Source organism: Thermoactinomyces daqus, from assembly GCF_000763315.1.
Taxonomy (GTDB): Bacteria; Bacillota; Bacilli; order Thermoactinomycetales; family Thermoactinomycetaceae; genus Thermoactinomyces_A; species Thermoactinomyces_A daqus.
In genome coordinates, this window is record NZ_JPST01000012.1 from 1 (window position 1) to 14,480 (window position 14,480).

15 protein-coding genes, 1 pseudogene and 1 riboswitch are annotated in these 14,480 nt (G+C 44.9%); of the genes and pseudogenes, 7 read left to right on the plus strand and 9 right to left on the minus strand.

The features are described from left to right. Positions 1-758, plus strand: a 758-nt coding sequence (locus JG50_RS0104855) for a phosphotransferase (RefSeq protein ID WP_152568485.1), incomplete at its 5' end; no start/stop codon positions are given. Between the two features lie 71 nt (positions 759-829). After that, positions 830-1,294, plus strand: a complete 465-nt coding sequence (locus tag JG50_RS0104860; protein ID WP_033099998.1) for an SMI1/KNR4 family protein — start codon at positions 830-832, stop codon at positions 1,292-1,294. A 270-nt stretch (positions 1,295-1,564) separates the two neighbouring features. Here the strand turns inward: JG50_RS0104860 and JG50_RS0104865 are convergent, their stop codons facing one another. From JG50_RS0104865 to JG50_RS0104880, 4 genes are all read right to left on the minus strand, one after another. Beyond that, positions 1,565-1,978, minus strand: a complete 414-nt coding sequence (locus JG50_RS0104865; protein WP_052154009.1) for a DUF6194 family protein — start codon at positions 1,976-1,978, stop codon at positions 1,565-1,567. Continuing rightward, positions 1,978-2,547, minus strand: a complete 570-nt coding sequence (locus tag JG50_RS0104870) for a PadR family transcriptional regulator (RefSeq protein WP_160173811.1) — start codon at positions 2,545-2,547, stop codon at positions 1,978-1,980. Before JG50_RS0104870 ends, JG50_RS0104865 begins: the two co-directional genes overlap by 1 nt. A 311-nt stretch (positions 2,548-2,858) precedes the next feature. Then, a complete protein-coding gene (locus JG50_RS0104875; protein WP_033099999.1) occupies positions 2,859-3,365 on the minus strand; it encodes a type 1 glutamine amidotransferase domain-containing protein in 507 nt (168 codons plus the stop codon). 196 nt (positions 3,366-3,561) lie between these two features. Then, positions 3,562-4,605, minus strand: a complete 1,044-nt coding sequence (locus tag JG50_RS0104880; protein ID WP_033100000.1) for a D-glucuronyl C5-epimerase family protein — start codon at positions 4,603-4,605, stop codon at positions 3,562-3,564. 594 nt (positions 4,606-5,199) lie between these two features. Between JG50_RS0104880 and JG50_RS0104885 the strand changes: the two genes are divergently transcribed. Together JG50_RS0104885 and JG50_RS0104890 are read left to right on the plus strand one after the other, a co-directional pair. Beyond that, positions 5,200-5,895, plus strand: coding sequence for a thermonuclease family protein (locus JG50_RS0104885; protein ID WP_081943720.1), 696 nt, complete (start codon positions 5,200-5,202; stop codon positions 5,893-5,895). 63 nt (positions 5,896-5,958) lie between these two features. Continuing rightward, positions 5,959-6,954 carry a sporulation protein gene (locus JG50_RS0104890; protein WP_033100001.1) on the plus strand — a complete coding sequence of 332 codons (996 nt, stop codon included), beginning with the start codon at positions 5,959-5,961 and terminating at the stop codon, positions 6,952-6,954. Between the two features lie 312 nt (positions 6,955-7,266). Here the strand turns inward: JG50_RS0104890 and JG50_RS0104895 are convergent, their stop codons facing one another. The 5 genes from JG50_RS0104895 to JG50_RS0104920 all read right to left on the minus strand — a co-directional run bounded on the left by JG50_RS0104895 (position 7,267) and on the right by JG50_RS0104920 (position 12,040). Further along, positions 7,267-7,800 (minus strand): DUF84 family protein, encoded by a 534-nt coding sequence (locus JG50_RS0104895; protein WP_033100002.1) that lies wholly within the window; start codon positions 7,798-7,800, stop codon positions 7,267-7,269. 19 nt (positions 7,801-7,819) lie between these two features. Continuing rightward, a complete protein-coding gene (locus tag JG50_RS0104900) occupies positions 7,820-8,677 on the minus strand; it encodes a PhzF family phenazine biosynthesis protein (RefSeq protein WP_033100003.1) in 858 nt (285 codons plus the stop codon). 232 nt (positions 8,678-8,909) lie between these two features. After that, positions 8,910-9,704 (minus strand): SDR family NAD(P)-dependent oxidoreductase, encoded by a 795-nt coding sequence (locus tag JG50_RS0104910; RefSeq protein WP_033100005.1) that lies wholly within the window; start codon positions 9,702-9,704, stop codon positions 8,910-8,912. 118 nt (positions 9,705-9,822) lie between these two features. Beyond that, the gene (locus tag JG50_RS0104915; RefSeq protein WP_033100006.1) at positions 9,823-10,797 is read right to left on the minus strand and encodes an LLM class oxidoreductase; all 975 of its coding nucleotides are present in this window, start codon (positions 10,795-10,797) and stop codon (positions 9,823-9,825) included. A 28-nt stretch (positions 10,798-10,825) separates the two neighbouring features. Beyond that, positions 10,826-12,040 carry an MFS transporter gene (locus JG50_RS0104920; RefSeq protein ID WP_033100007.1) on the minus strand — a complete coding sequence of 405 codons (1,215 nt, stop codon included), beginning with the start codon at positions 12,038-12,040 and terminating at the stop codon, positions 10,826-10,828. A 255-nt stretch (positions 12,041-12,295) separates the two neighbouring features. On the opposite strand from JG50_RS0104920, the pseudogene JG50_RS18095 reads away from it, so the two are divergent. From JG50_RS18095 to crcB (JG50_RS0104935), 3 genes and pseudogenes are all read left to right on the plus strand, one after another. Next, positions 12,296-12,661, plus strand: a pseudogene (locus tag JG50_RS18095) (winged helix-turn-helix transcriptional regulator). Between the two features lie 146 nt (positions 12,662-12,807). Further along, a riboswitch (Fluoride riboswitch) is annotated at positions 12,808-12,868 on the plus strand. Positions 12,869-12,937: 69 nt separating this feature from the next. Continuing rightward, the gene (gene crcB / locus JG50_RS0104930) at positions 12,938-13,348 is read left to right on the plus strand and encodes a fluoride efflux transporter CrcB (RefSeq protein ID WP_033100008.1); all 411 of its coding nucleotides are present in this window, start codon (positions 12,938-12,940) and stop codon (positions 13,346-13,348) included. Next, the gene (crcB, locus tag JG50_RS0104935) at positions 13,345-13,707 is read left to right on the plus strand and encodes a fluoride efflux transporter CrcB (protein ID WP_033100009.1); all 363 of its coding nucleotides are present in this window, start codon (positions 13,345-13,347) and stop codon (positions 13,705-13,707) included. Before crcB (JG50_RS0104930) ends, crcB (JG50_RS0104935) begins: the two co-directional genes overlap by 4 nt. Positions 13,708-14,480: the final 773 nt, after the last annotated feature.

The window sequence follows — 14,480 nt, forward strand, 5'->3', positions numbered from 1 at the left end:
AGCGTATGGGGTCATTATACATCCCTTGTCCCAAACCCTTTCAATATGAAGAGTCCCATTTGATTAAAACCGATTGTGATGTGTGTTACTGCTTAACTCCTTACTGTGAAGGAGAAGTGGTAAAACCGGGAGAAGTGAATATGGATCAAATGTATCATCTGGGAAAAGTGACAGGGAAAATGCACAAAAAACTGCAAGTCCTTCCTGCGCAGCCGCCTGGGTGGAAGCCAAGTTATGAAAAGATTTGCGAAGCATGGAACAGGAATCGGGACAGGGCACGATTGGAGAAGCGTCCGGATCGCGTGCTCCAGGCGATTAATAGCCAGAGAACCATCATCGATCAGCTTGAGTTAGATCGTTTTCATGATTGTCCGGTTGGTTGGGCCCATTCGGATTTATTCGTGGACAATTTGCTTTTTTCTCCTGATCGTGTATCGGCCGTTCTTGATTTTGATCGGATAACGGTCATCTATCCGGAACTGGATCTTTCGCGAGCCATTCTGTCATGCGCATTGAAAGAAGACAAAATGCGTTTGGATGCCGTTTCGGCTTTTTTAAATGGTTACAATGAATATATTGCTTTTCAGGGAAATGATTTGGTTCGGGCGTTTAAACTGCTTTGGTGTCGTGAATCAGCCAAATGGATTAGGCCGGAGATGGAAGAGCGTCCGGGTTCTGCCATGCGTTTTGTTCATGAGATCCTGTGGATAACGGCCAATTGGAATGAGCTGGATAAAATATTTAACTCGCTTCCATAGGAGGAATCACCTATGAGAGGTACAACGCACAGATTAACAATAAGTAAGCAGGAAAGAAGCGGGATTGACATATGGTAGAATGGATAAAACGAGATAAAGAAACAGCTTTAGAGGCTTTTTCCCGGGTTGAAGTAAAAATTGGCATACGCTTTTCACAAGATTATAAAGATTGGGTTAAGCTATACAGCCGACCCAAAAGCGGACATGTTCATATTCTGATTAATGATGAATCCTTTCATTTTGATGACTTCTTTGATTTGGAGGAAATAGTCGATGAGGTAGAGGAATTGTATGCAGGCGAAGAAGAGTATAAGAAATTGGGATTGATCGTGCCTTTCGGGTTTGATTCAGCATTGGAACGTTACTGTTTTTATTATCCTCAAGGTAACGAAAACCCGATTATCATTTGGTTTTCTTCAGATGATACTCTTTCAGAGATTTTCGACGGAAAAGAATTTAACTTGAATCGGGTTAAAATCGTAAGACAAACGTTTACTGATTTTATCAACGATTTATATACAAGAACGGATGATTAATGATTTACTCATAATCATGGCGCATAGGAGCCGCATTTTAAGGAGTGCGGCTCCTTGCTATTTGCAAAGACAAAAATGATGCCCATTTTCGGTTCGCTTTGGGAGGGAAAGAATTCGGTGATTTAAGCTGCTAAAACCGAATTGAATCATTTTTACCTGTTCGGAACAATTTTTCATTAAGACACAGAGGAACAGAGCGAATAGTTCTGATGCATACTAAATTTTTGTAAAAGAACTTGTTTTTTATTTCTTGGGGAGATCTAATTATAACTAAATTGATTCCATTTTACGCCGAAGCCGTTCTTCCGCAATTAAATGTGCCTCTGCAATCAGTTGTTTTGTTTTTTCCACATTCTCTCCGTCCGGATTAAGGATGCACACAAAATGTTGGCGTGAATAGTGAGGATGCGGTAAAAACACGTTCAGCACCGAATAATCGATGTCCCCGTCCAACGGACCGGTAATGAGCTTGTTGAATGTCTCTTTGCTTACTCCTATGTTGAGGCGAAATACATCTTTTCGATTGAGATTGGAAACATTGTCGTAGTCATTGTCTGAATCGATAATGGTTGTAAACGGCAGGCTGCGATCGTCGCCGACGAAAAACAATGAATATCCGAAGTTCTCTTCTCGTTGAACATTGGGCAAACCCATCAGAAATGCTTCAAAATCCACCTGTTTCATCATTTTTCCTCCTCGGATTTGAACACATATTTCCCCGCTTGTACATGGGCCAATATTCTTTCTGTCGTTGCCAATTCATTCTCAACATAACCAACCCAAATGCCTACAAGTTCAGGATGCATGGAAGGTTCGGATGGACGCTCTTCCGTTGGCAAACTCTTCAGGAAACCAATCGATCTTTCTATTTCAATACGGCGTTGCTGTAAGAGAGCAATCACTTTTTGCCGTGGTAGCATATCCATAAAAGCAACTCCCGCTGAAAGCTGCTGAATGTCAATGCTTACAAGTGCCGATTCAAGCAATGCTTCAAATTCGGTTTCACCCTTTTTGGTTACGGTGTATTCCTTTCGTGATGGACCCAGTTTTACATTGACCTCAGAATTAATGGACTTTATCATCCCCTGCGATTCGAGCTTGTTCAAGGCATGATAAACAGACCCGGGCTTTACGTTGGTCCAAGTATCGGCATGCCAAGAAGTGATATCACTTAAAACTGCATAACCATGACTAATTCCTCTTCGCAAAATGGAACCTAACACGAGTAATCTAACAGTGGATATGGTTAACACCTCCCGATATCTATTCAAATTTGAATATAAAACACTATGTATTTTAACTTAATGAAGCTGATTATTCAAGTTTGAATAGCAACGTAGTAAAAAAGCCGTACAAAGGCAAACCAATTACACGCCAGGGGATTTATGGCCAGTTAAAAAAACACTTCCCTGTCTTGAATGACAAGGAAGTATCTGCTCGCTGTTTATGCCATATCTTCTGTAAAATCCTGATCGATCAAAGCCACGTCCGCTGATGACACGAATAAACCACTTCAAATAGAAAAGCAGCCTCTGGTAGTTAAAGGCTGCTTGATCGTCTCATATTAAAGAAGTTTTAAGGATTCACGGATAAAGGCCGGGATATCATCCGGAGTCCGGCTGGTCACCAGCTGGTTTTGACAAACAACCACTTCTTTATCGTGGAAGTTGGCACCGGCATTTTTCAGGTCCACTTGGATGGACTTGTACCCGGTTACGTCACGATCCTTCAAGGTTTCGGCTGTAATTAATAACTGTGGACCGTGGCAAATGGTAAAGACAGGTTTTTTGTCATCCATGAATTTCTTTGCAAATGCGACGAAGCGGTCGTCAGCACGCAGCAAGTCAGGAGAAAATCCACCAGGGATGAATAGTGCGTCAAAATCCTCTGGTTTTACTTCATCAATACCGGCATCGACGGACAATTTGTACCCATGTTTGCCGGATACCGTTTTTCCCTTTTTCTCTTCAATCACGGTAACTTGGTGTCCGGCATCTTGGTAAGCTTTTGCCGGCTCGGTGAATTCAACATCCTCGAATAAGTCGGTAACTAGTGCAGCAATTTTGCTCATGTTGTGTACCTCCTACCGAGATATATAAGTATATTTATGTTTGCAAAGAAATGGTACAGAAATAAAATAACATGCTTTAATTTGATTATCAATATGTGATAAAATAACATACTTTAATTTATTTAGTTACGGGAGAATTCAGTGATGACACAGCAGAGCAGATTATGCACTTTCTTCCTTATCAGGATGATCCCTTTCACTCAAAGGCCGTTTTCACTTTGTTTACCTGCCGTTTGAATTTGGCGGGCCAGCCGTACCAATCATGATGGAAGGTTTGACTCATCTGATGAAAATACGGGTCACCCGTCATCTGATACAACGTCTCCAACTGTTCAATATGAACCATGTGATAGTGCATGGACTGATGGGTGAGTTTGAGGCCATAGCGACTGGCATCATCCGGGACGCGATAACGATCAATGTTGTCGTACACCGTCGTGATGGCTGCCTGCAACAGGACTTTGGCTTCTTCCTTCTTCGTCAATTGGTAATAGTCGTACAAGCCATAGGCGGCAAAGATGAAGCCGTTTAAGACATGTGTGGGTTTCTCCATCGGATACTCTTCAATCCAGTAATGCCCATTTTTGTCGGCCATGGTCACCCACCAGGGATGGTTTTTCGATCTCAGCTGCGCGAAACTGAGATAGGTTTTGTCTGCGAGGATCCGGTATTGGGGATCATGGGTGATCTGATATAAGCGGACAAAAGCAGATAAGGCTTGTCCTTGGGCCATTCCTGAATACCAACGGGGTTTTAGGTGCTCCGTCGGAATGTTATGAAGATAAACATCGAAATCATAGGGGAAATAAAGGGCTCCATCCTTTTCCACCGCAATGTCCGACAAACGCTTCGCGTACTTTTGGGCTTCCCGGAGATACCGTTCATCCTTCGTCATTTGGTAACTGGTGATGAAATTGATGATGTTATTGGCCAGACGAACCGGATGATTATATAAGGGTTTTCCCTCTTTATCCTGGTACATGGGAATCCCGTCTTGATCAAATGCCGTGTGCTTCGGAATCAAATCCGCCGGTTTGGGCAATCGGTAGATCTCCGCCGAACGAATCGGAAACGGATAATAGGAAAGCGTATTGGAACCGATGTTAAATTTTATTTCAGCTTTTTTCGGTTTTACCGGTTCCTTTCCTTCTGCATTTTCTGTCCAAACGCTTGCAATTCCCAGGCATATCAAGGAAATGGTAAGTGTCAGAACCCATAGGCGGGGTTTAAGATTGGTCATAGAAATTCCCTCTCCTTTTTCATCACTACAAATTCATTCGGAGAGGGAACATCTTTTCTACGCATATTCACATATTTGTCAGAAATAAGATTTAACACAGAAGAGTTTGATTAATCATAGTAAAAGAGCTACCCTTTGCAGGTAGCGTGTTTGGTTTTTGGGAAATGGTTATGGTTTGCGCTTCATTATAGTTATTCGTAAGGTGTAACGAATTTGTGTCCATGTACGTATAGAAAATGGTTGGAAACGTGTCTCGAAATGTGTCCGAATAAGCACGACCTCCGGGGATTTTTCATCCGCTTTTAAACGCCGCGCTGAATTTTCTTGAGAGTGACCGTTTCCGGTTTATGTTTGAATGAGGGGTGCTTTTCATAATTCGGAACAGCCTTAAATATAAGACGTACAGCTTTGTACTCAAAAATCGGATGGTGGAAATGGGGCGAATTCAGATGGCATAACGCGGAATTGATTAAAATTAAACTATCCCTTAAGATTTTTTGACAATAATGTGACAATCGAGTGATCGTTTTCATAAAAAAAGTTAGTTTAGTATAATTATCGTTGGATGAATTTACCGCAGAAAGGGGATTGAATATGTGGAAGGGAAGTAGTAAAATTATATCTATTTTCCTATCTGCCGTACTTATTTTTCTTCTGAGTGGATGCAGCAAAGATGACAAGGTGGAAATTCCGGCAAGTTCGGTACAAGTAATTGATGGGGACACGATTAAAGTAAGAATGAAAGGAAAAGAAGATACGGTCCGATTCTTGTTGGTCGATGCCCCTGAAACGCATAATGATCGTTTGGGGAAACAACCTCTGGGAGATGAGGCGAAAGAATTTACCGAACAGATGATCAAACATGCCAAAAAAATTGAGTTGGAAAAAGACCAGTCGACTCGGGATAATTATGGTCGTTTCCTTGCTTATGTATACGCGGATGGCAAATCAGTACAGGAAGAGCTGTTGAAAAACGGTTTTGCCCGGGTTGCTTATGTATACAAACCTAATACAAAATATGCCAAAGAGTACGAGGAATTTGAACAACAGGCTCGAAATAAGAAAGTGGGAATTTGGCAGTGGGATGGATATGTCCGGAAAGATGGCTTCCATCCTGAAGCGACAAGAAACGTATTTGCCGCAAGTAAAAATAGTGATGTTTATCACCCGGCCGACTGTTATGTCGTAAAAGATATCAAACCTGATAACTTAATTTATTTTTATTCGGAGGCATCTGCAAAAGCCAGTGGTCGTCACCGTAGTGATGTAAAAGGTTGTTGGGCTCACTAATCTTTGTTTGTTCCGGATGCGGTTGAAAGAACTGGATTTTTATAATGAAGGGGATAATTAACCATGTTCAAGGAATTAATGGCCCGATTTGGCAAGGGGGCCGCTAAAGTCGATTTGGTATTGGATCGAAATCAGTTCCAGTTGGGAGATGTTGTGGAAGGGAAACTGACGATCCGCGGCGGAGAAGTGGAACAAAAAGTGAATAAAATCGATGTCCGGCTGATGGGAGTAATTCGTTTTGGCGAGTCAGACCATAACCTGAATGTTACCTCCATCCCATTTTATCAATCCTTTACTATTCATCCGGGAGAATACAAGGAGTTTCCATTTCAATATCAACTGCCATACGATCTCTTGGTTTCCGGAAATTACGTGACGTATTTTTTCCATACTGAATTGGACATTGAGGGTGGGGTGGATCAAACAGATCGTGATTATATTGAAATCCTTCCTCCTCAAAAGCTGCAACAAGTGTTAATTGCCCTCGATCAGCTGGGATTTCGGGAGAAGCATGATTCGCGGAAATTTGATGGTCATGTTCAAGAGTTTGAATTTTTCCCGGCAGGTTACTTACAAGGCCAGGTGGAAGAATTAGAGTTTGTTCCGGTAATTTTGCCCGATGGTGTTCGTTTGTTGCTCGAATTAGATTTGCTTTCATATGGTCATGAGAAAGAGATCAAACGTGAAATTTATCTTTCAAATGATCAGTTACAATCGATTCCGTCTCTGGTTAACCATCTGCAAGCCGTATTAAATGAAATGGTCTATCATCAAAATTCCAACTATATCAGTTATGACCATCATTACGGGCACGAATATCCCGGCCATGAACATCACTTCCATGAAAAGCACGGTTCAGGGATGGCTGGAGCGATTGGCGGATTTGCTGCCGGGGTGATTGGCGGTATGATTTTAAATGAAGTGCTGGATGATGACGATGACGATGACGACGATGATGATGACCGGAATGATGGGTTTTTGGAAGACCTGTTTGAAGGAGATGATGATGACCAGGGCGATGGTTTTCTGGAAGATTTATTTGAAGGAGATGACGATTGATCAGCATAAAAAGGTGACGGAATTTCTACGAAGCTGACAGTTGCCTTTTTGAATATATCTTGTAACAGCCGGGATGGCCGGTGGTGATCAGACGAAAAATAAAGGTTCTTACTTCGCAACCAAACGGCGAGTAAGAACCTTTTTTATCATTTCCGGAGACGTTATGGCAAACGCTCTTGTTGCTCATCTGGATAGAGTTTTGGAAACATCTCGCCCCAAAAGCGTGAGGGCAAGATCGAAAACCATGAACCTCTCCGTCTTTTGGGGGATGATACAGGTTGCTGTCAATAGACCTCGATCTGAGATTCCTCCTCAGATGTCGTCTTCATGCCGTTCTTTCCCGGTTTGAAATAAATATTGCCCGATCAGCAATTTTGATACATGGAGAAACATTTCCTGACGTTCCACATATCCGTTGGTAAAAACTCCGACAGCCCCCAACGTGGTTCCGATGTTCTTTTGTTTTGTATACTGCTCCATGATGATGCTTAGTTCTTTTCCTTCTTTCAATGGAATGAGAAATTCATCCGGGAGCTTGATCCTGGCTCCGCCCGCCATCACCCGAATGCCGTTCCGGTCAGTCAGTGCTCCCCAATTACATAGAAATAAGCCGTGAGCTGTTTCTGCAACTCCCCCTTCCAAACCGACTCCGATGTCTGCGTCCATCTCTTTTCTGGCATTTTCGGCACGGTTTATCGCGCCTTGAAGGGTTTCTTCATCGGATAAGGGTTGATTTGAGACACCTGAAGGCACGGATACAGACAGAATAACGGCATTCAGATTTTGTAATGCTTGTTCGACTGCTCCCACTTTCGTACTGTTTTTTGAACCGACCGCCACTCTCATCCTTTTCACCTGCAATACTTTATAGGATTAGCTTTCCTTCTATACATGTGACTGCGTGTCCTCCCAGCAAAATCGTGCCGTCATCGTGGAATCGCACTTCAACCCGGCCGTCACGTCCGACACAGCGGCCTTGGGAAGCGATGTAACCCGGTTTGTCCAATAATTTAAATTCCCTTGCGAGAGCAGCCACACAACCATTGCCGCTGCCGCATACGGGGTCTTCCGGAACGCCTTCACCCGGTGCAAAGGAGCGTACCTCAATCTGCGTTTCTTCTCCGGACGGCGTCAGGCCGAACACCGTTATGCCGGCGGCTCCGGGCGGTGTCAGCGCAGCAATCCGCTCCATTTGAGGTTGCAGGCGACGGAGCAGGTTTGAATCGGTTAATTGCAGCGTAATCCACACCACTCCCACATCGACGATTGCACTGGCACGCACACAGTCCGGAGAGACGCCGATCGCATTTGCCAGCTCAGTCTGATCCACATTCGTGATTTCCTTAAGTACAGGATTGGGCAAAGTGAGAAACAAGCGATTTTCATCCATGAAAATAGAGATTAAACCTTTGCCGCATTCCTGGATCAGGCGCCCTGTGTTTTTGGGTTTCAAACCATGCTTCAACACGGCATAAGCCGATCCGATCGTGGGATGACCGGCAAAGGGAAGTTCGCTTTGGGGGGAGAAAATTCGCAGCCGATAGTCAGCCCGGGGATCTGTCGGCTCGCAGACGAAGGTGGTTTCCGACAAATTGGTCCAATTGGCAATCGACTGCATTTGTTCGTCAGACAGCCCATTGCCGTCAAGAATGACCGCAACCGGATTTCCTTTGAACGGAACGGACGAAAACACATCAACCTGCTGGAAAGGAATTTGTTTCACTGTGTGAACCTCCAAGCTTATATGATGGATTGGTTCCATTATACCCCATGCCAGTTGGAAGAGGTTTCACCAACAACCATAAAAAAAGCCCCGCCGGAGCGGGAAACTTCGTATGCAAACAAGAATTTTATGCCATTGATTTGACAGATGTGATTGATTTGGGGGAAGCTCGTAAACTTCTTGTATTTTGCGTGATCGGAAGTTTACAGGCCTTCGGGGTGGACTTCATTCATTAAAAAATGGTGTGAACCAGCCCGCCATCGATTCTGAGCGAAGCACCATTGATGGCGGAGGATCGGGGACTGCAAAGGAAAGCGACAAAAGACGCGATTTCTTCCGGACGAATCAGTCGTTGAATTAAGGAGCTTGGCCGGTGTTCACTCATGAACCGCCGCTCCGCTTCTTCCAATGTCATCGATTCTCCCTTGTAGAGTTTTTTGATGTGTTCTTCTACTCCTTCTGTTAACGTGGACCCGGGCATGACCGTATTGACAGTCACTTTTGTTCCTCTTGTCAGTTCAGCCAGACTTCGGGAAATCGACAGTTGCATGGTTTTCGTCGCGCTGTAATGGGCCATTTCAGGCGAAGGCATGATGGCTGCTTCACTGGATATGAAGAGAATTTTTCCTTCATTTCGCTCCAGCATGCCTTTGAGATAGTGACGGGACAATCGAATTCCGCTCATAATGTTGGTTTCAAACATCTTCTGCCATTGCTCATCGGCCGTTTCAAAAAAATCTGCGGGCTCAAAGATCCCCATATTGTTGATTAAAATATCGATTTCCGGGTATTTTCCGGTGATCTTATCACTTCCAGTTGCCGAACTGAGGTCTGCCACGGCCGGTTCGAGCGATGCCTGAGGATGTGAAGCCCGAATTTCCTGCATGGTTTGTTGCACTTTTTCTTCCGTTCTCCCATTGATCAGGACAGTACACCCTTCGGAAGCAAGCAGCTTGGCAATCGCTTTCCCGATCCCGGATGTGGAACCGGTAACGAGAACTCTTTTTCCTTTTAAAAACAGATCCATATTTTTCAGTCCCCTTTACTCTGTTTTTATTTGTTCGGATTGCGCTCATGCTGCCAAGTGCAGCGAATGAGATTTACATCTCCAGGTTGTGTTTTACAAGGCGTTTTCAAACATTCATTCAATCGTTTCCGGTATGGTTAAACTCAGGCAAAACATATTCTGCCAACTCATGGAGCACTTCCGGGATCGGACGCTGTGAGTGACGAAAATGCAAAGCGATATGATTGACTCCGATCTCCTCCAGTCTTTTTAGATGCCGGATCAATTCATTTCGTCCGATTGTGGCTCCGAATTTAAACGGTTTGGCCGGGTGGTAGGGATGTTCATGAAGATCTAAATGATATGCTGAAATATAGGGCTTGCGTTCAGTTATCCCGAGCTTTTCATGCACTTTTTCCCACTCCTCGATCTGAAGTTCTGTCGAGGCGACTCCTCTGGGATAATTGAACCAGCCATCCAAATGCTGAACAATCCATTCCAGCGTCTGTGTTCCCCGGCCTGCCATGACGATTGGAATTTCAGGCTGAACCGGCTTGGGGAGAAGATCAAGTTGGTTGTCAAACAACATGTGGTCTTTGTTCCAGGCTTCCTTGATTAACTCTACATGTTCCCGCAGAATGGCTCCTTTTTGATCGGCATCCACTCCGAAAATCGGGAATTCCACAGGGCGATCCCCCGTTGCGATTCCCATCACGAACCGTCCGCCGGAGAGCTGGTCGACTGTGGCTGCGGCTTTGGCTACGTGATAGGGATGCCGCAACGGGAGGACAATCGCTCCGGTCGCCAAAATCACATCATGCGTGATGGCTGCCAAATACCCCAAATATGCAAAGGGATCAAACAGTTGAGCTGCATCACCGAAACGGTGGGGATCGAAAAAAGGAACATCCCTGATCCACATGGATTTGAAACCGAGCCGGTCCACCAGGCGGGCAAATTCCGCGTGTCTTTCCATATTCGGGACGCCAAAGGGACGTCCTTCTTTTTTCGCCTGTTTGAGCCCTTCCGGGGACCAATCGGTATCCAAGGGAAGCTCAACGCCAAGTGTTAAGCGATTGGCGGGAATCATTTTCCGCAATGCAGAAAAACCCATATTAACACCTCCTTTCCCGGTCATGATGTCAAGCCTGTTTTTTTCGTTCCAAAGCCATGCTCCAACCAGTCAGGATCACGGCTCCTGCGACCATGGCTGCACCGACCCAGGAAGTATGAATCAACCCCATTGAACTGGTAACGATTCCTCCCAGCCAGGAGCCGATCGCGATTCCCGCATTAAAGGCCGCGATATTGATTGATGAAGCCACGTCCACTGCGGAAGGAACGTATTTTTCAGCCAGTTGAACAACATAAAGCTGGAGTCCGGGAACGTTCATAAAAGCGAACAGTCCCATGAATATGATCGTAATGAGTCCCGTTATTTTAAAAGGTGCAGTAAAAGTCAGGGCAAACAGGACGAGTGTTTGGATCATGAACATATAAAACAGGGCTTTGACAGGATTATGATTTGACAGTTTGCCGCCGATGATGTTTCCGATCGCAATCGCGACTCCGTAGACAAGCAAAATGATGCTGACCGTATTTGCGTGAAAGCCCGTGATTTCCTGCAACAATGGAGAAAGATAAGTGAAGGAAACAAAGGTTCCTCCATAACCCAAAGCCGTGATGACAAAGACAAGGAGCAGCCGGCCATTTGTGACCAGTTTCAATTGATCACGGAAGGTTGTTTTGGTTCCCGGACGAAGATGGCCAGGAATCAGGATCGCATTGGCAATGAGAGCAATCAGTCCGATTATGGCAATTCCTGCAAAGGAGATCCGCCAGCTGAAGGTTTGGCCGATAAAGGTTCCAAACGGAACTCCTGTCACAGTGGCGACCGTCAGTCCGGTGAACATAAACGCAATGGCGCTCGCACGCCGGTCCTCTGATACCAAGTCGGCGGCAATGGTTGAACCGATTGACATAAATACGCCATGAGTAAAGGATGCAATCACCCTGGCAATAAGCAAAACGCCGAAGTTTGCGGCTGTGGCTGCCAGAGTGTTCCCGATCACAAATAAGATCATGATCGAGATTAGCAGTGTTTTTCTTGACATTGCCGAAGTGAGGGAGGTTAATATCGGTGCTCCGAAAGCCACTCCCAGGGCATAAAGGGAAACAGTGAGGCCGGCCGTTGTAACCGGAACATGCAGATCTTTTGAAATCGGCGGCAACAAGCCTACACTGATGAATTCTGTTGTTCCGATGGCAAAAGCGCTGATGGCCAAGGCAAGCAACGGAAGCAAGCTTTGTCGTTGCCTGCTGCTGCTTTTGCCACGAGATAAAGTATGCGTGGTCATAGAAATACCTCCGTGCTTAATTTGGATATATTGATGGGATAAAAAGGTGTTAGGATTTTCAAATTTGGAAGCTGGAAAAAATCTACTCGACAACCATGGCACTTATTATGTAACATATACTTGTATTTTGGAAGTACGTACTTTGAAGTAATATAGGTACTTGCGGGTAATATAGATACCTGAAAGTGATATAGATACCTGTGAGTAATATTGGAACTAAACCATCTGATTCTGAAAGCAAAAGGGGGAAACACAATGAAAAAGGAAGACAAATTCTATAACATTCCGGTTGAAGCCACATTGGAAGTGATCGGCGGAAAATGGAAAACAGTCATCCTGTGCCATTTGACCCATGGACCGATGCGGACGAGTGAATTGAAAAAAGCCATGCCCAATATTACGCAAAAAATGTTGACCCAATAACTGCGTGAATTGGAAGAAGATGGTGTGATTAACCGTATTGTCTTTAACCAGGTTCCCCCCAAAGTGGTTTATGAACTGAATGAATTTGGGTGGTCGCTGAAGCCTGTGCTGGATCAAATGTGTGCATGGGGAGAAGAATATATAAAATGCAAAGAGAAGAAAAAAACGGAGGCAAGTCATTCCAATACTTCTGTGTAAGGATGGGAGATCGGCCCCGCGTTTGTTTTCATAAATCAACCCCCGGCAACACGGGGGTTTTTGTTGCAGTTGCTGATCGAATTTGATGTTTCAGCCTGAAGCGGATCTTACCATTTGGTGTTCTGTGTGATAAAATAAAACCAATTCATGACATAGGCGATGGAGTTCGCCATAATTGCCGATCAGGCTGATGACTCCTACCGGTGTGGATACTGGTAGGAGTCTGTTTTTTTCGGGAAAGTTTGGGATCATAAACATGTCGGGGAGGGAAAGAGAATGGTTTATCTAGCGATCGGGGCAACGGGAATGCTGGGAGCCTTGCTCCGGTACTGGCTTGGAATCTGGATTCCGACTGCGTGGATCTGGGGGTTTCCGTTGGGAACGTTGTTCATCAATTTGGCCGGTTCGTTTTTACTGAGCGTGTTTTCGGTATGGTTCACCCGTTTTCCGAAGATGCCATCCTGGCTGAAAACAGGGATCACAACAGGGTTTATCGGTTCGTTTACCACGTTCTCGACTTTCAATGTTGAACTTCTCACGTTCATGCAACATCACGCTTGGATCATGGCTCTGTCCTATTTGTGGCTTAGCTTGGTGGGCGGCCTTTTCTTCTCCTGGAGCGGCTGGCGAATCGGGAAAAACCTTGCTGAAAGAGAGAAAGAACCAGAGGTGGTGCCCAGATCGTGATATCTTCCATTTTCGTCGTGATTGGAGGTTTTTTGGGAGCCATTTGCCGTTTTCTGTTAAGCGGGTGGATATCACGCCGTTATTCTTCGTTTCCGGTTGGCACGATTACGGTCAATCTTCTCGGTTCCTTTTTGCTGGGATGGATCACGGGACATAAGCTGAATGAAACCTGGAAACTCCTCTTTGGTACGGGTTTCATGGGGGCTTTTACCACCTTTTCGACATTGAAATGGGAAAGTGTGCAAATGGTTGCCAAACAAGAAAAGAAAAAATTTTTTCTGTATCTCGGGCTCAGTTATCTCTTGGGAATTTTGTCCGCCTTCACCGGGTATTGTTCGGGCGTTTGGATGAAAGGTTGAATTACGATGCCGGAAAATACGGAGATGCATTTTCGACCGCCTGACCTTGAAGGATCTGAGTCAGATTGAAGCAGGCCGGGAAGATCCCAGTCCAAAATTTTTTGCAGCAGGATAAAAGCACTTTCCCCTTGTTCAACCCCGAAGAGGATATACAGACTTTGAATTGGGGGAGGTGGAAAAATGGGATTCGGTTATGGCGGTTTTGGGTTCGGTTGGAGAAGTCTGTTAATCTTCCTCCTTGTGATTGCGACCATCTTCGTCTTTGTCGGCGGAGGATTTGGGTTCTAAATGAAAAGTGATGAAATCCCTTGAGGAAGATGGAAACCGGCCCGTAAGAAATGCACCCATTCGACCTTTTTTTCGGCAGCGGTGAATTTAAACCGATTGTCACCCCAAAATTCGCGTTCTTTTTGCCGGTCGCCGGAACGCGGATTGCTTGGAATGGAGAGATCTGGTCAGGCCGTGGGGATTGGGACAACTCATCAGGAGGCTTTGCGCGTTTCATTTCTTTCACTCCTTTCGTCTTGTGATACGGTGATATCGTATGACCGCTCATCTGCATTGGAACCAAGTCATTTGACCTGAATTCAGGATTGAAGGTCAGGGCTCTTGCTTCCGGTCAAAGGCAGCGAGAGCCTTGACAGTCCGGCGATCGATTTGGAATTTAATCATACATGTCAGTAAAAGGGTTCATGCTTTGCGTTCAGTGCAAAGTATGAGCCTTTTTTTGTGGATGGCAGATCGGTATGTTATATATTTATTAAATTGAATTA